The sequence below is a fragment of the Flavobacterium luminosum genome (genome assembly GCF_023635005.1).
GTDB lineage: Bacteria > Bacteroidota > Bacteroidia > Flavobacteriales > Flavobacteriaceae > Flavobacterium > Flavobacterium luminosum.
In genome coordinates this window covers 69,185-85,241 of record NZ_JAMLJM010000002.1, presented here as the reverse complement: position 1 = coordinate 85,241, position 16,057 = coordinate 69,185, and the positions used below count along the sequence as shown (strand labels likewise).

15 protein-coding genes are annotated in these 16,057 nt (G+C 33.9%); 9 read left to right on the top strand and 6 right to left on the bottom strand.

Translation table 11 applies throughout. From position 1 onward, the window contains the following. Nucleotides 1–30 precede the first annotated feature (30 nt). Together bshC and NAT50_RS03555 are read left to right on the top strand one after the other, a co-directional pair. Nucleotides 31–1,620 carry a bacillithiol biosynthesis cysteine-adding enzyme BshC gene (bshC, locus tag NAT50_RS03560; protein WP_250591576.1) on the top strand — a complete coding sequence of 530 codons (1,590 nt, stop codon included), beginning with the start codon at nt 31–33 and terminating at the stop codon, nt 1,618–1,620. A gap of 168 nt (nt 1,621–1,788) precedes the next feature. Beyond that, on the top strand, nt 1,789–2,208 hold the full coding sequence (locus NAT50_RS03555) for a nucleoside-diphosphate kinase (protein WP_063744076.1): 420 nt from the start codon (nt 1,789–1,791) through the stop codon (nt 2,206–2,208). Nucleotides 2,209–2,295: 87 nt separating this feature from the next. Here NAT50_RS03555 and NAT50_RS03550 read toward each other — a convergent pair whose 3' ends face one another. Continuing rightward, entirely contained in the window at nt 2,296–3,774 is a 1,479-nt protein-coding gene (locus tag NAT50_RS03550) for a helix-turn-helix domain-containing protein (protein ID WP_262918579.1), read from the bottom strand. Between the two features lie 134 nt (nt 3,775–3,908). Here NAT50_RS03550 and aceB point away from each other — a divergent pair, with 134 nt between their 5' ends. Further along, entirely contained in the window at nt 3,909–5,489 is a 1,581-nt protein-coding gene (aceB, locus tag NAT50_RS03545; protein ID WP_250591572.1) for a malate synthase A, read from the top strand. Between the two features lie 85 nt (nt 5,490–5,574). Continuing rightward, the gene (gene aceA / locus NAT50_RS03540; RefSeq protein WP_250591570.1) at nt 5,575–6,852 is read left to right on the top strand and encodes an isocitrate lyase; all 1,278 of its coding nucleotides are present in this window, start codon (nt 5,575–5,577) and stop codon (nt 6,850–6,852) included. 49 nt (nt 6,853–6,901) lie between these two features. Here aceA and NAT50_RS03535 read toward each other — a convergent pair whose 3' ends face one another. Both NAT50_RS03535 and NAT50_RS03530 read right to left on the bottom strand, forming a co-directional pair. Next, a complete protein-coding gene (locus tag NAT50_RS03535; protein ID WP_250591568.1) occupies nt 6,902–7,198 on the bottom strand; it encodes a DUF721 domain-containing protein in 297 nt (98 codons plus the stop codon). Beyond that, entirely contained in the window at nt 7,179–7,616 is a 438-nt protein-coding gene (locus tag NAT50_RS03530; RefSeq protein WP_250591566.1) for a lipocalin-like domain-containing protein, read from the bottom strand. Before NAT50_RS03530 ends, NAT50_RS03535 begins: the two co-directional genes overlap by 20 nt. Before the next feature lie 76 nt (nt 7,617–7,692). On the opposite strand from NAT50_RS03530, the gene NAT50_RS03525 reads away from it, so the two are divergent. Beyond that, nucleotides 7,693–8,769, top strand: a complete 1,077-nt coding sequence (locus tag NAT50_RS03525) for a serine hydrolase domain-containing protein (protein ID WP_250591564.1) — start codon at nt 7,693–7,695, stop codon at nt 8,767–8,769. 12 nt (nt 8,770–8,781) lie between these two features. On the opposite strand, the gene NAT50_RS03520 is transcribed toward NAT50_RS03525, so the two are convergent. From NAT50_RS03520 to NAT50_RS03510, 3 genes are all read right to left on the bottom strand, one after another. Then, the gene (locus NAT50_RS03520) at nt 8,782–9,387 is read right to left on the bottom strand and encodes a glutathione peroxidase (RefSeq protein ID WP_250591562.1); all 606 of its coding nucleotides are present in this window, start codon (nt 9,385–9,387) and stop codon (nt 8,782–8,784) included. A 6-nt stretch (nt 9,388–9,393) separates the two neighbouring features. Continuing rightward, nucleotides 9,394–12,528: a cytochrome c biogenesis protein CcsA gene (ccsA, locus tag NAT50_RS03515; protein WP_250591560.1), complete on the bottom strand. Its 3,135-nt coding sequence runs from the start codon at nt 12,526–12,528 to the stop codon at nt 9,394–9,396. Between the two features lie 141 nt (nt 12,529–12,669). After that, the gene (locus NAT50_RS03510) at nt 12,670–13,110 is read right to left on the bottom strand and encodes a hypothetical protein (protein WP_250591558.1); all 441 of its coding nucleotides are present in this window, start codon (nt 13,108–13,110) and stop codon (nt 12,670–12,672) included. A gap of 141 nt (nt 13,111–13,251) precedes the next feature. On the opposite strand from NAT50_RS03510, the gene NAT50_RS03505 reads away from it, so the two are divergent. The 4 genes from NAT50_RS03505 to NAT50_RS03490 are packed head-to-tail and all read left to right on the top strand — an operon-like array spanning nt 13,252 to nt 16,021. Then, on the top strand, nt 13,252–14,013 hold the full coding sequence (locus NAT50_RS03505; RefSeq protein WP_250591556.1) for a Rossmann-like and DUF2520 domain-containing protein: 762 nt from the start codon (nt 13,252–13,254) through the stop codon (nt 14,011–14,013). Next, nucleotides 13,997–14,524 carry a KdsC family phosphatase gene (locus NAT50_RS03500; RefSeq protein ID WP_250591554.1) on the top strand — a complete coding sequence of 176 codons (528 nt, stop codon included), beginning with the start codon at nt 13,997–13,999 and terminating at the stop codon, nt 14,522–14,524. Before NAT50_RS03505 ends, NAT50_RS03500 begins: the two co-directional genes overlap by 17 nt. Nucleotides 14,525–14,529: 5 nt before the next feature. Then, nucleotides 14,530–15,453 (top strand): geranylgeranylglycerol-phosphate geranylgeranyltransferase, encoded by a 924-nt coding sequence (locus tag NAT50_RS03495; protein ID WP_250591552.1) that lies wholly within the window; start codon nt 14,530–14,532, stop codon nt 15,451–15,453. Further along, entirely contained in the window at nt 15,443–16,021 is a 579-nt protein-coding gene (locus NAT50_RS03490) for a Maf-like protein (RefSeq protein WP_250591550.1), read from the top strand. Before NAT50_RS03495 ends, NAT50_RS03490 begins: the two co-directional genes overlap by 11 nt. Nucleotides 16,022–16,057: the final 36 nt, after the last annotated feature.

Genomic DNA, 16,057 nt, shown 5'->3' with positions numbered 1-16,057 from the left:
TTTTGTTAATTTAGCAAAAAATAAAAACCAATGCCAAGCGACTGTATCAACTATCAAAATTCAGGATATTTTTCAAAACTTATTGTTGATTATTTGAATCAAAAACACGAATTACAGTCTCTATACTATCGCTTTCCCACACTTGATAATTTTCTGGCTCAGATCGAAGAAAAACAAAACAATTTTCCAATTGAAAACAGAGCTGTTTTAGTGGAAAGTCTTTTGCAACAAAACAAAAATATTTCTCTTTCTGAAAGCACAACCGAAAATATTGAATCGCTACGATTAGCCAATACTTTTACGATAACAACAGGGCATCAGTTGAATTTATTTACTGGTCCGTTGTATTTTATCTACAAAATTGTTTCTGTGATTAATTTGTGTAAGCAATTAAAATCCGAATATCCCGAATTTAATTTTGTTCCGGTTTATTGGATGGCTACAGAAGATCATGATTTTGAAGAGATTAATCATTTTAAAATTTTCGACAAAAAATTAAGTTGGAATAGACAAGCTTCTGGTCCTGTAGGAAGATTAACCACAGAAGGGTTGCAAAACCTTTTTGAGGAATTTTCGGAATTGATTGGGACAAATGACAATGCTAAACAATTGAAAAATTGGTTCCAAAAAGCCTATTTAGAACACGAAAACTTAACCGAGGCTACACGTTATTTAGTCAATGAAATTTTCAAAGAGTACGGTTTAGTTATTCTAGATGGCGATGACCAAAAATTAAAACAATTGTTTGCGCCCTACGTAAGCAGAGAATTACAGGAGCAGGTTTCGTATCAGCAAGTTTCTGAAACCCTTAAGCACTTTTCAAATTATGAGGCGCAAGTTAATCCCAGAGAACTGAATCTTTTTTATATTGAAGATAACCTGCGAGAACGAATTATTATAGAGAAAGGAAAATTCAAAATCAACAATACAATTCTTGAATTTACGCAAGATGAAATACTTTCGGAACTGAAAAACCATCCTGAAAAGTTCAGTCCCAACGTAATCTTGAGACCTTTGTATCAGGAAATCATTCTTCCTAACCTTTGTTATGTAGGTGGTGGTGGAGAAATTGCTTACTGGCTTGAACTAAAAAAAATGTTCGATGCTTTTAAAATAACTTTCCCGATGCTTTTATTGAGAAATTCTGTTTTGGTAAGTAGTGAAAAACAGGCCAAAAAAGCAGATCAACTGCAATTGAGTTGGGAGGATTTATTCATGACTCAACAAAAGCTTGAAAACAAAAAAACTATAGAGTTTTCTCAATTCGTTATAGATTTTTCGCAACAAAAAGAAAATTTAAAACAACAGTTTGAACAACTACATGCCATAGCCGCTAAAACCGACCCTTCGTTTATAGGAGCGGTTAAAGCACAAGAAGTAAAACAACTTAAAGGATTAGAAAACCTTGAAAAAAGGTTATTGAAAGCCGAGAAAAGAATTCATCGCGACAAGTTGGATCGTATTTTTGCTATTCAAAACGAATTGTTTCCCAATGGAGGATTACAGGAGCGACAACTTAATTTTTCAGTATTATACAAAGAATATGGTGACCGCTTTATTAACCAATTAATAGAGGTTTTAAAACCGTTAGAACAAGATTTTACTATTATTACTTTGTAACTACACACTTCGCTACAGCCCCGATGGAAGCTAGCTACCGTGTAGCGCGGACAGCGGGAAGAAACTTTCGAGAAGACAAAGTTGTTGTGCTGCAAAAAAATAAAATTGCAAACAGTAAGAGATTGAAACTAAAATTGTACTTTTGCACCCAAATTAAAAATAAACAAAATGGCAGGTAATAGAACTTTTACTATGATCAAACCGGATGCAGTTGAAAAAGGACACATCGGTGGGATTTTGAATATGATTACTGAAGGTGGTTTCAGAATCGTTTCTATGAAATTAACTCAATTGACAGTAGCTGATGCTCAGAAATTTTACGCTGTTCACGCTGAAAGACCTTTTTACGGTGAATTAGTAGAATTTATGTCAAGAGGTCCGATTGTAGCAGCTATCTTAGAAAAAGACAATGCTGTTGAAGATTTCCGTACATTAATTGGTGCTACAAATCCTGCAGAAGCTGCTGAGGGTACTATCCGTAAAAAATACGCTACTTCTATTGGAGAAAATGCAGTTCACGGATCTGATTCTGATGAAAATGCTGCTATCGAAGGTGCTTTCCACTTTGCTGGAAGAGAAATGTTCTAATTGAATCTCAGCAATAGTACTCGACAATAAAACCGAGTATTTTAAACATAAAAAATCCGTCAGTGTATCACTTGACGGATTTTTTTATTACTTATATTTTTCAAAAATATGGCTTACTACCTCATCGGTCTGAGCAAAACGTAACTTTCGCTCGACTGTTTTGGGTGGCGCTACCCTTTCCTTGCAATCCGTAATTCGGCACGATTCACAAGTCACTCCTACTTGACGTTTTTTAATGGATTCCTCTTTTAGAAAAGCAATTTTAGAAGAAGAATTAGGCGTAATCATGATACCAAAACCAATACTGCGATAATATCCCTTTCTAAACGGATCTTTAGTTGCCGACGAGATTGTAAAATATTCTACACCACTATGTTCATAAAAAGAAACCTGAGCATCGAACAAATGTTCCTTGTCCGTATTCGGGATTTCTTTGATGGTTTGTAAAGAAATCCATCTTCGACAATAATGCTCGTTACTCTCATTGGCATGAGGTTCCAGCAGATTGGTAATATGCAACTCTTTTGTTAGCTTAATATCATCGCGCTCCGGTTTGTACCCAAATCTGAGAAAAAATAGATTTTTGATATTAAAATCTTTGGGTAAAATATTCGTTAATCGTTGGTAAAACGTTTCAGGTGAATCCGTGTAGGAAGCAATTAATTTCTGAAAAGCAATAGGATCGAATGTTGGTTTTTCGAAAAAAACTTTTAAATTTTCGACCAATGATTTTCTTGGAATCAATAAGGCTCCGGCAAAATAAGACGCTAAAAAATTATTCAAAACCTGATCGAATCGCTCAAACTTAATCCAAGAAAAAGTATACAAACGGTCGGTAATGTCGAGATAATTATAAGCAATTTCCTTGGCATAGATAAACAAACGCTGTGATTCATCTGTCTCAGAAGAAACCAAAAGCGTTTTGGAAGTAGGGACAAATACTGAACGCAGATTGATTAATTCCTTATGCTCAGATAATTCTTCGTTATTGATTACATAACCGTATTCTTCTGTTAATATTTCTTCCAATTCCTTTACCGAAAGACGCTTGGAAAGATCGATAGAATAGGCTTTTGCAAATTTTTCAACCTGATTTTCAATATCTTCAAAGAAATTGTTGTTCGCTTCTTGATAAGATCGTAAAGCTGCCAAAAAGAAACTTTCTTTGGTTAAATTATAATGTTTTGCAATTTCAAAAATAGTACTGATAAAGGCATTGACTTTTAAAGGTGCTTCGGCAATAATGTCGATTAGATCACTTTCTTTGATCCCAAAAAGATCAAGCGGAATTTCTTTAAGAATGTTCGATTGTAGAATTTCTCCAATTGGCGCCAAATTTTTATCCAATTTCAGCGAAACCAAATTATCATAATTGGTTTCCAACGCTTCAGCCAATAGTAAAATCTTATCGCGCTTCGGGTATTTTTTTCCTTTTTCGATCTCGTTTAAATACGATTTCGACAAACCCGTAATTTTTGCCAAACCAAATAGGGACAGATTTTTATCTGTTCTCATTTGCTTTAGTTTAAGACCAAAAATTAATCGTATATATTCTTCTTCTATCATCAGGACGAATTAACTAACCTTTACAAAGATAGAAAATTCGTTTGATTTTGGAATTTTTATTTTTTTTGCGAACGTTCGCTTGTTTTGTAAAAAAATATTTTATATGTTTGTTCGCAAATAAATAGTATTTCACCATGGAAATTTTAACGAATCAAAAAACACAAATAAAAGATTGGGAAAAGCATGCTGCAATCCTGACCGAAGAAGCTGTTACTTTTTTAGAAGCACTCCATCATAAATTCAATGCTAAAAGAATTGAACTCTTAAAGAAAAGAGCAACCCAACAAACGCTATTTGAATCTGGTGGAAGTCCAGTTTTTCCAAAAAGCACAAAAGAAATCCGAGAGTCGAACTGGGTAGCGGCAACGATACCAGAGCCTTTATTAGATCGAAGAGTTGAAATTACAGGGCCAGTAGATCGCAAAATGGTAATTAACGCATTGAATTCTGGCGCTAAAACATTTATGGCAGATTTTGAGGACAGCTGTTCCCCTACTTGGAATAATCTAATGGAAGGACAACAAAATCTGAAAGATGCCGTGAACAAAAACATTGTCTTAGAACAAAACGGAAAGAAATATCAATTGAATGAAAACACCGCTGTCCTATTGGTAAGACCACGCGGATTACACCTGGAAGAAAAAAATATCAAAATTAATGGTCAAAGAACATCGGCTTCCTTAGTAGATTTTGGTTTGTTTTTATTTCATAATGCTCAAAATCAACTAGCGCAAGGATTGGGACCATATTTTTATTTGCCCAAACTAGAACATTATGAAGAAGCTCGTTGGTGGAATGAAGTTTTTGTATTTAGTCAAGATTATTTAAAGGTACCTCAAGGAAGCATTAAAGCTACGGTTCTGATAGAAACTATTACAGCAAGTTTTCAGTTGGATGAAATTATTTACGAGCTAAAAGAACATATCGCAGGCTTAAATTGTGGTCGATGGGATTATATTTTCTCTTACATCAAAAAACTAAAAAGCCATAAAGATTTCATAGTTCCTGACAGAGATCAAATTACCATGACTAGTCCTTTCATGAGTGCTTATTCACTTAGAGTTATTCAGGTTTGCCACAAACGCAATATTCTGGCTATTGGAGGTATGGCGGCTCAAATTCCGATAAAAAATGACGAAACCGCTAATGGAATGGCATTCAAAAAAGTAATTGAAGACAAAGAACGAGAGGTAAAAAACGGACATGATGGTACATGGGTAGCACATCCCGCTTTAGTTCCATTGGCTATGAAAGTCTTTAATGAAAATATGTTGACGAAAAATCAGATGCATATCAAACGAAGCGAATTAACCATCACTGAAGACCAATTGTTAGCCATGCCTAAAGGAGAGATTACCCTGAATGGAATTCGAAAAAATATTAATGTAGGGATTCTTTATATCGAATCTTGGCTTATGGGAGTTGGAGCTGCTGCTTTATATCACTTGATGGAAGATGCTGCTACGGCTGAAATTTCAAGAGCGCAAATTTGGTTATGGTTGCAAAAAAAGGTCACCATCGATGATGGAAAAATCTTTGATACTGAACTTTTAAAACAATTAGTTCAGGAAGAATTACTAAAAATTAAAGAATATGTAGGAACAGAACGTTACGATCATGGCAAATTTAATTTAGCAGCAAAGTTATTTACCGAAATGTCTGTTAAAAAAGAGCTAGACGATTTCCTAACTACAACCGCTTACGAATATATTTAAAACAAAAAACTGCTGAATGCGGCAACATTCAACAGTTTAATAAATTCAAATAATTATCAATAACTATTTAAAGCATCACAAAATTATGAAAACTGAAGAAAGAATTCAACAATTAGTTACAGATTGGACAACCAACCCGCGATGGAAAGGTATTGAAAGACCTTATACCGCAGAAAAAGTAGTTGAATTACAAGGATCGTATCAAATTGAATACTCTGTAGCACGTCGCGGGGCCGAAATACTTTGGAAAAAACTAAATTCTCAAGATTGGGTAGCGGGACTAGGAGCTTTAACTGGTAATCAAGCCATTCAAGAGGTGGAAGCTGGTTTAGAAGCCATATATTTAAGCGGTTGGCAAGTAGCAGCCGATGCTAATTTAGCCGGTGAGATGTACCCCGATCAATCCTTATATCCAGCCAATAGCGTTCCTCAAGTAGTAAAACGCATTAACAATGCCTTATTACGAGCCGATCAAATTCAGTCGGTGAACAGAGTAGAAAACAAAAAAGATTATTTGGTTCCTATTGTTGCCGATGCCGAAGCTGGTTTTGGAGGGAATTTGAATGCTTTTGAATTAATGAAAGGTATGATCGAAGCCGGGGCCGCTGGAGTTCACTTTGAAGATCAGTTGTCATCAGCCAAAAAATGTGGCCATTTGGGAGGAAAAGTATTGGTTCCAACTCAAGAAGCAATCAATAAACTTATCGCTGCTCGATTGGCAGCTGACACAATGGGAGTTCCAACATTGATTGTAGCGCGTACGGATGCCGATGCGGCCAATTTATTAACTAGTGATATCGATGAAAGAGATCGAGAATTTATTACAGGAGAAAGAACTGCCGAAGGATTTTTTTATGTGAAAGCGGGTCTTGAACAAGGAATCAGCCGTGGATTATCCTACGCACCTTACGCAGATTTAATTTGGTTGGAAACTTCAACTCCAGATATTAACGAAGCTAGAAAATTTGCCGAAGCAATTCACGCTAAATTTCCAGGAAAATTATTGGCTTACAACTGCTCGCCTTCTTTTAATTGGGCGGCAAAATTATCGGTAACTGAAATGGAAACATTCAGAGAAGATTTAGCCAAATTAGGATATAAGTTTCAATTTATCACACTAGCTGGATTCCACGCTTTAAATACGTCTATGTTTGAACTAGCTTTAGCATACAAACGCAGAGGAATGGCTGGTTATTCTGAATTACAACAAAAAGAATTCGCTTTGCAAGCTGAAGGATTCCGAGCTGTGAAACATCAAAATTTTGTAGGAACATCTTATTTCGACGAAGTTCAAAATGCGGTAACCGCAGGAACTGCTTCAACAGTAGCTATGAAAGATTCTACAGAAACGGCTCAATTTTAAATTTTAATTGATTAATGAAAAATGCTCCTATAATTCAGGAGCATTTTTTTTATTTTAGAACGACTTCTTTTACTACTTCTCTACCCAATTCTTCATTAATCATTTTAATAATCTTATCTTTTCCGTAACTGAGTTCCTCTCTTAAAACAGACGAGGTAAGCTCTACATACAAAGTAGACCTTTTAAGCAATACATTTCGGGTATAATTATTAACACCGTTACCCATGAGGGTTTTCCAAGCATCGGCTACAGAAATCTGATTTAAGCCTTTATCCAGCTTATTGACTTCAATAATTTCTTTTAAAATATCCCCTATCGAACTTTCGTTACTCAGCCTTTTTGCCATAATTAGGTAATGCGTTTACATTTACTTTTTTGTAATAAAAATCGGCACCTGCTTCCGACTCTAAGACCAAAGTACTATCGGTTAGCTCAATTACTTTTTCGGTATGTTTACCAAATTCAGAAGAAAAATCTAAAACTACTTCCTCTTCTTTGACAGAAGCGACCATCTTTTCCTGTAAATCATCTACTAAAAAAGTGCCCATCGGTTGCCAACGTACTTTTTTATGAAAACCAACTTTATTTTGAATATCAAAATATTCGTAATTTTCATTTACAGGATACTCCTTCTTTTCTCCTTCGGCCGTTTCAACCTTAGTGATTTGCCAATAACCTTTGATTTTATCTATATGCTGAATATCTACTTTTTCAGCACATGATACTATTGTAAATACTGCTAATAGAACTATACTTTTTTTCATATCGTAAAATTAGCATATTCAATTAAACCTTTTTAAAAAATTATCGTCTAAATTTGAAATAACTAAACGAAACCAAATGAAACTATTTTATTTTTTGAGTTTTTGCCTACTTGGATTTTCGGGATGTAGTTCTGATGAAACAACAACCCCGACAGTAACAGAAAAAATGTATTATCCGCCTTTGACAGGCACTACTTGGGAAACTCAATCGATGACTTCCTTAGGATGGAATCAAAACGCGGTGCAACCACTGAAAGATTATTTGATTCAAAAAAACACCAAATCATTTATCATCCTAGTCAATGGGAGAATTGTAATGGAAGAATACTTCAATGGTCATGACGCTAATTCTGTATGGTATTGGGCCAGTGCTGGAAAAACACTTACCGCAACACTAACCGGTATAGCACAACAGGAAGGAAAACTAAATATTAACCATAAGGTTTCCACCTATTTAGGAACGGGATGGACCAGTGAAACCGCAGCTAAGGAAGATCTTATTACTTGTAAACATTTACTTAGTATGAGCTCTGGTTTAGACGATGAATATAATGCTGATTTAGTAGATCCTGCAAATTTAATTTACAAAGCTGATGCCGGAACGCGATGGGCTTATGACAATGTTTATGTAAAACTTCAAGATGTGGTCACAGAAGCAACTGGACAAACTTGGAATACTTATTTTAACACCAAATTGCGTGATAAAATTGGAATGAGTACTAACGGTTTCTGGGTTAATACTAATGATGGACTTAGAATTTATTGGAGTAACACCAGAAGTATGGCGCGTTTTGGACTTTTGGCCTTAAACAAAGGAAAATGGAATGGCGAACAAATCTTAAATGAAACTTTTTTTAATGAAGCAACCTCAACATCACAAAACATCAATCTTGGATACGGTTATTTATGGTGGTTAAATGGTAAAGCCAGTTATCATTTACCGGGAAGTCAACTGCAGTTTAACGGAAGTATCATTCCTTCTGGTCCTAACGACATGTTTATGGCTTTAGGAAAAAATGATCAAAAAATATATGTTGTCCCTAGTAAAAAAATGGTCGTAATACGTATGGGAGATGCTGCCGATAAAGTAAATTTGGCGCTTTCCGACTTTGATGACGTTTTATGGCAAAAAATAAATGCGCTATTTCCATAGCGCATTATTTTTTTAAGCTTTTATCCAATCAATGATGGAAGGATCATTCGGTAGCGTTCTTGGACTTACTACTTTTTCTAATTCTCCCTTGGTGTTGATTAGGTATTTTTGAAAATTCCATTGTACTTCATTATCCTCAAGACCATTTTTGGCTTTTTGTGTCAAAAATTGATACAAAGGATGCATGTCATCTCCTTTTACTGAGATTTTTTCCATCATTGGAAAGGTTACTCCAAAATTCTTTTTACAAAAAGTTGCAATTTGTTCATTTGATCCTGGTTCTTGTGCTCCAAAATTATTCGCAGGAAAACCAACAATCACAAAGTTTTTTGCTTTATATTGATCGTAAACTTCTTGTAACTGCTCGTATTGAGGTGTTAACCCACACTCTGAAGCTGTATTCACGATCATTACTTTTTTTCCTTTTAAAGAAGCCAAGTCAAATTCATTCCCTGAAATGTCTTTAACTTTAAACTGATAAATAGTTTGTTTTTCCATAGTTATACTATTTTGAACCTGTTCGTTTTCCGATGAATCTACTGGCACTTTTACATTACTTTTTTGTTGCATACAACTCAAAAGAAATAAGCCTAATACAATAACAAATGCTTGTCTCATAAATTATTATTTTAATTGTTTTTCATTTCTTTTATTAACCCAAAATACTAGTGCTGAAAATAATAGGTATCCTGTAAGAATATAAATGTAAATAGTCACATTTTGACGCTCACCAGACGCATAGGAATGCAAACCACTTAAATGGAAATTAACTCCAAAGTATGTCATTATAATAGAGGCAAAAGCTAAAACACTCATGAAATTGTAGAAAAGTTTTCCTCTTAATGCTGGTACAAAACGCATGTGAATTACAAAAGCATAAACCATAATACTTATTAAAGCCCATGTTTCTTTTGGATCCCATCCCCAATAACGTCCCCAACTTTCATTCGCCCATTGTCCTCCCAAAAAGTTTCCAATGGTTAACATTACTAATCCAACCGTTAAAGCCATTTCGTTGATATAGGTAATTTCTTTAATGTTCAAATCCATTATTTTCATATTGGTTTTTGTTCTAAACAACATTAAAATCATTGCTACCAAACCTAAAATAGCGCCCAATGCAAAAGGACCGTAACTCGCTACAATTACTGCTACGTGAATCATTAACCAATAAGAATTTAATACCGGTTGTAAATTTCCAATAGATGGATCCATCCAATTCCAATGTGCAACCATTAAGATCATAGCCGCCACAAAAGCCGTAGAAGCCACTGTTAATTTTGATTTTCTTCCAAAAGCCAATCCAAAAAACATAATCGACCAACCTACGTATATCATTGATTCATAAGCGTTACTCCAAGGAGCATATCCGGAAATATACCAACGAGTAATTAATCCTGCTGTGTGTAAAAGAAATAAAATACCGATGATCGCATGAAAAACATTTACTGAAATTCCAACCCATTTTTTTGTATTGAAAATATTAATAATCACAAACAAAAACATGAGCAAACCGGCATACAAATACCATGAAAACAATTTCTTAAATACATCATATTTATTATAGAGTATCTCCATATTTATTTTCTCATCCGATGGACGAACTTCGTAACCGTATTTTTTCTGATAGTTTTCTAGTCCTTGCAACAAACTATTAGCCAATTTGTAATCTTTAGAAAACGAAGCTTTGTCTAGAGAATTTAGATAAAAAGGTAAAACATTTCTAACCGTATCTAAAGCCGTATTTGTTGGTTCATTCAATTCTAAATAACTCACCCATTTGTTGTTTTTATCATACGGTTTTGGGAATATTTTCAGAATTTGTCCGCTTAATGCAGAATACAATAAATTTACTTTTTTATCTGCATCGATAAAATCTTTTTCAAACTGATTAGGGACAGCAGCTCTGTATGCCTTGTCTGCATAAGAAGACAATTTGTAATTTCCTTTTTCATCAAAGAAATCAATCATTTTAGCGTACTCAGCATCTTGATCAACACCAATTATTTTTCGAATACTATCGTTACCTCTTTTCAAGAAAATAATAGGCACTTCATACCATACCTGAGGGAATTGTGTAATAGACAAAAAGACCTGATCGGCGTTCATATCCTTATACGTATCACTCTTACTTACTTTTCTTAACAATTCTGAAGAAAAAGTATTGACAGGCTTCATTCGTCCTCCTTCATCCTGAATAACCAATCGTCCGAATTTTTCAGCCTGTTCCTCCGGCACTAAGAATTTATGTAATAACGAATCAATTTGTTTTTCTGTTACCGTATTATGCTTGTGAGCACTATGTTGTGCAAAACCACCTAGTGAGAATAATAATGTAATAATCAGTAATGAAGCTTTTTTAAGACGAACCTTATCTAATTTCTCTTTCAATTCTCCAAAACGCGAATGTTTAGTAAATAAAATAGCCATCATACCCAAATACAATAAAAAATAACCAATGTAAGTAATCCAAGTTCCCCAAAAATCATGACTTACAGATAATTTTGTCCCTTTTTCATCTGGATCGAAACCCGCTTGAAAAAATCTGTATCCTTGATAATCCAATACATTATTCATGTAAATTCGAGCATCAAAAGATTTTTTATCTACTATAGTCACTTGACTTTCGAAAGCAGAATAACTTTTCTCGGTTCCAGGATTTTTAGAGGCTATAAATTTGTTTAATTTAACCTTGAAAGGAAGTTCATATACTTTACTTCCAAAAATAACGGTATATTCAAGATCGCCCAATTTGAAAGCTTGTGGTTCACTTACCTTTCCTTTAGAGCCTAAAATAGTTATAGTTTTTTCTTGATTCTGGTTTGAAATTTTCAACACCAAAGCATCATCCGTTTCTTTGTTTTTATAATCTCCATTAGATTTGTATTCTTTCACTCCTTTTATTGCAGCTTCAGGGAATACAAACTGACTTCCGGCTACATTGTACAGAGATCTATACATTAACTCTGATTTGGTATTTTTAGTAACATTACCTTTAAACTGATCAGCCATACGCATAAAATCACCATCGAAAGGTGTTTCTATAGTAGAACCATTTTCATTGATTGTAATATTTATTGCTCCTTGAGTGTACTTGTTTAAAGCAAAAAGAATGTTGTGTATACTTTGTACCTCTCCTTCTTTGATGTAATGCTCATGACGTTGACCATCACCGGATTCAACCATTTTTAGATATAAAACACCGTTAGGATCCGGCTTAATCACTTCTTTGGCTCCCATGATAAAGTCAACCAACTCTACTTGAAATGGAATTTCGCTAAACTCATGCTTGTCTACAAAATGATTATCAACAGCAGCAGACAACAACAATGGCTTTTCGATGGTTTTTCGCATCATTTCACCTTTGTAGTTACCATCTACGTACATAGTAAGAAAAGCTCTATCGGAATAAAATTGATTTTCAGTAGCTCCTTCTCTAATAGGCATCATGCCTTCGTAACTGATGTAACGAGTAATAAAAGCACCTAACAATATTAGAATGAACGATAAATGCAAAACGAGAGTGGCCCATTTTTCTTTTTTATACAATTGATAACGCTTAATGTTTCCGAAAAAGTTAATCATGAAAAACACCATGATTACCTCGAACCACCATGCATTATATACTAAAATTCTCGCTGTATCTGTATTGTAAGCATCTTCTATAAAAGTTCCTGCTGCCATAGCAGCTGCAAAGACAATAAACAAAACAGCCATTAAACGTGTTGAGAAAAGAAAAGAGAAAATTTTTTTATCCATTTTAAGGGTCTTAATGAGAGGCACAAAAATACTTAATTACTTTCTTTTTCGATTCAATACTAACCTTTTTTTAAGGAGATTTTAAGAATAAAAAAAGCGAAACATTATGTTTCGCTTCCTATCTCAATCAAAAATAAAGAATTAATTTTTTTCGAATAGTTTTTTAATGTCTTCTACACTTAACATTTGTGAAATTCCTGTAGATGAAGTCAATTTATTTGTAGTCATAAACTGAACCACTGGTCTTGCAGAAGTTTTAGTATAATGTAACCATACAAAATCATTTGGAAGTTCTAATTTAATATCATACATCGGTGATGCATTGAAACCATCAATAATGATTTTGTAAAGATTTTCGTAATCGTTGTCTACATTCTTAAATGAAAAATTTTTAGTAGAGCTTTCGTCTGTATTTTCTATGTCTTTATAAAAGAATGTATATTGAGTTCCTTCTTTTTGTACATAAACTTCGTTAGTACCCACTCTTCCCAAGCGTTCTAATGGAGTTGTTGGCAATACCTTAATTTGTCCGAAACTTAGACCGCTGATTAAAAAAAGCGCTAACAAGAATAACTTTTTCATAGATTAAAAATAGTTTTGGTTATTATGCAAAAATAAAATTTTACTTGAACAAAACAACAAATAATCCTTTTGATTATCAACAACAAATTGTTAATAGTGCATGAATTCTTTTAAAAGTGTATTTTTTACTATTTTAGCCACATGATTCAGACAGTAATAATTGGTGCCGGAAATGTTGCGCAACACTTGATTTCAGCCTTCGCTAAAAGTAATACCGTTGAAGTAAAACAAGTTTTGGCTCGCAACCCTGAAAGTATTGGTGATATTATTGAAAAAGATAAAATTACAACTGATTTTAACCAAATTCAGGAAGCCGATCTTTATATTATTGCCGTAACCGATAATGCTATTGAACAGGTTTCGAATCAACTTTTGTTTAAAAACAAACTCGTAGTACATACTTCCGGTTCGGCTTCGATTGAAATCCTAAACGATGAAAACCGAAAAGGTGTTTTTTATCCACTTCAAACATTCACTAAAGGGAAAGAAGTCAATTTCCGGACAATTCCCATCTGTTTGGAAGCTACAACTGAATCCGATTTCAAATTACTAGAACAAGTTGCTCTAGCTATCTCCGATAAAGTATATGCGATTGACTCTCAACAAAGAAAAGCATTACATGTATCTGCCGTTTTTGTATGCAATTTTGTGAATCACTTGTATCAAATTGGTTCTGAAATTTGTCAAACCAACAATATTCCATTTGAAATTTTATATCCTCTGATTGAAGAAACAGCGAACAAGATAAAAACTCTTTCGCCTCAGGAAGCACAAACAGGACCAGCGAAAAGAAACGACAGCATTACCATTAACACACATCTTAATTTTCTGACTGATCAAACCCATAAAGAAATCTATAAACTACTTACAAAATCCATAATTGACAATGGCAAAAAGCTATAAAGAACTGATGAACGACATCACCACCTTCATCTTTGATGTTGATGGTGTATTGACCGATGGAACAGTACATGTAACCCCAACTGGCGAAATGCTTCGCGAGATGAATATCCGCGATGGTTTTGCCATGAAAGCCGCTATTGAAAGTGGTTATAACGTTTGTATCATTTCCGGCGGTAGCAATGAAGGAGTTAGAATTCGTTTACGAAATTTAGGGATTACAGATATTCATTTAGGCTGTTCCGATAAAGTAGAAACCTTTAAAGAATATATCGACATCTATAACATTAAGCCGGAACAAGTATTATATATGGGTGATGATATCCCTGATTTTCACGTGATGAAATTGGTAGGATTACCTACCTGCCCTCAGGATTCTGTACCAGAAATTAAAGAAATATCCCAATATATTTCTCACAGAAATGGCGGTAAAGGTGCCGTTCGTGATGTTATTGAACAAGTGATGAAAGTTCAAGAGAAATGGAATACTTATTTTAATGGTAAATTCGATTAAAAACAATGAAATACCTAAAACTAATTCGCTATCCTAATTTATTACTCATTGCTTTAATGCAGTTTGTCGTTTTATATGGTTTTTTAAAAATACAAAACATTTGGTTGTTTCTATCCGACTGGCAATTTGGTCTATTAGTTCTAGCAACTATTTGCATTGCGGCTGGTGGAAATATTATCAACGATATTAACGATCAGAATTCGGATGCGATAAACAAACCCAATAGCAACCAAGTTGGAAAATCTATTTCCGAGAATCAAGCTTATAATCTCTATGCTACTTTTACGATAATTGGAGTACTTTTAGGTTTCTATCTGGCTAATGTAATTGGTAAACCTATTTTTGGTTCTGTTTTTATTTTTTGTGCCGCTTTGTTGTACATGTATGCTACTTCTTTCAAACAAATTCTATTGGTTAAAAATCTAATTATTTCCTTTTTATTGGCTTTTAGCATCATAATTATTGGCTTGTTTGAAATTTACCCTGCAACGATTCCAGAAAATCAAGCCCAAATGAAAATGACTTTTTCCATCTTATTAGATTTCGCTGTGATCGCTTTTATTATTAATCTGCTTCGGGAAATCGTAAAAGATTTAGAGGATATGAAAGGTGATTATAATAGTGGTATTTCCACGCTTCCAATTGTACTAGGAGTTTCAAGAACCACTAAAATATTACTAGGCTACAGTTTTATTCCTGTAATCATGATTCTTTATTACATCTATACATACTTATTCCAATTAGAGTTTGCTACAGTCTATATTTTAGGATTTATCATAGGTCCTTTGCTTTATTTTATGATTAAAATGGGTACTGCCAAGAACAAGAAAGATTTCAATCATTTGAGTCTAGTTTTAAAACTGATCATTTTCTTTGGAATATTAGCCATTGGTGTCATCGGATTAAATATTCAATATTATGCTTCGTAAGAAATTTGAAAATACTAAAATCATTCTGGCTTCAGGATCTCCGCGCCGTCAACAATTTTTAAAAGATTTGGATTTAGATTTCGAAATTCGATTGAAAGAAATTGAAGAAGTGTATCCCCCACATTTACAATCGTATGAAATCACAAATTATTTGGCACAATTAAAAGCCGATGCATTTAATGATTTAGAAAAAAATGAATTATTAATCACTAGTGATACTTTAGTTTGGTTAGATAACGAAGCTTTGGGCAAACCTAGAAATGAAGCAGAAGCAGTTCAAATGTTACAAAAACTATCTGGAAAAACCCATCAAGTAGTTACTTCGGTATGTTGTAAAACCAAAGAAAAATCAGATATTATCTACGATATCACTCAAGTGACCTTTTCAGATTTAAGTTTAGAAGCTATTGAATATTATGTTCACCACTACCAACCACTAGATAAAGCTGGTAGCTACGGAATTCAGGATTGGATAGGGCTTATCGGCATTTCCAAAATTGAAGGATCCTATACCAATGTGGTAGGTTTACCCACAGAAAAACTCTTTCAGTATTTGTTAAAATTTTAACTAAATTCTGTTACTTTTTCGTTTTGGCATAGTAAT

Excerpts from the sequence above, each read along its gene's own strand:
- ccsA (WP_250591560.1), bottom strand. The coding sequence starts at position 12,528 with ATGGATAAAAAAATTTTCTCTTTTCTTTTCTCAACACGTTTAATGGCT.
- NAT50_RS03500 (WP_250591554.1), top strand. The coding sequence starts at position 13,997 with ATGGCAAAAAGCTATAAAGAACTGATGAACGACATCACCACCTTCATC.
- NAT50_RS03530 (WP_250591566.1), bottom strand. The coding sequence starts at position 7,616 with ATGAAAAAAAGTATAGTTCTATTAGCAGTATTTACAATAGTATCATGT.
- NAT50_RS03535 (WP_250591568.1), bottom strand. The coding sequence starts at position 7,198 with ATGGCAAAAAGGCTGAGTAACGAAAGTTCGATAGGGGATATTTTAAAA.
- NAT50_RS03520 (WP_250591562.1), bottom strand. The coding sequence starts at position 9,387 with ATGAGACAAGCATTTGTTATTGTATTAGGCTTATTTCTTTTGAGTTGT.
- NAT50_RS03490 (WP_250591550.1), top strand. The coding sequence starts at position 15,443 with ATGCTTCGTAAGAAATTTGAAAATACTAAAATCATTCTGGCTTCAGGA.
- NAT50_RS03555 (WP_063744076.1), top strand. The coding sequence starts at position 1,789 with ATGGCAGGTAATAGAACTTTTACTATGATCAAACCGGATGCAGTTGAA.
- NAT50_RS03550 (WP_262918579.1), bottom strand. The coding sequence starts at position 3,774 with ATGATAGAAGAAGAATATATACGATTAATTTTTGGTCTTAAACTAAAG.
- NAT50_RS03525 (WP_250591564.1), top strand. The coding sequence starts at position 7,693 with ATGAAACTATTTTATTTTTTGAGTTTTTGCCTACTTGGATTTTCGGGA.
- aceB (WP_250591572.1), top strand. The coding sequence starts at position 3,909 with ATGGAAATTTTAACGAATCAAAAAACACAAATAAAAGATTGGGAAAAG.
- aceA (WP_250591570.1), top strand. The coding sequence starts at position 5,575 with ATGAAAACTGAAGAAAGAATTCAACAATTAGTTACAGATTGGACAACC.
- NAT50_RS03510 (WP_250591558.1), bottom strand. The coding sequence starts at position 13,110 with ATGAAAAAGTTATTCTTGTTAGCGCTTTTTTTAATCAGCGGTCTAAGT.
- NAT50_RS03505 (WP_250591556.1), top strand. The coding sequence starts at position 13,252 with ATGATTCAGACAGTAATAATTGGTGCCGGAAATGTTGCGCAACACTTG.
- NAT50_RS03495 (WP_250591552.1), top strand. The coding sequence starts at position 14,530 with ATGAAATACCTAAAACTAATTCGCTATCCTAATTTATTACTCATTGCT.
- bshC (WP_250591576.1), top strand. The coding sequence starts at position 31 with ATGCCAAGCGACTGTATCAACTATCAAAATTCAGGATATTTTTCAAAA.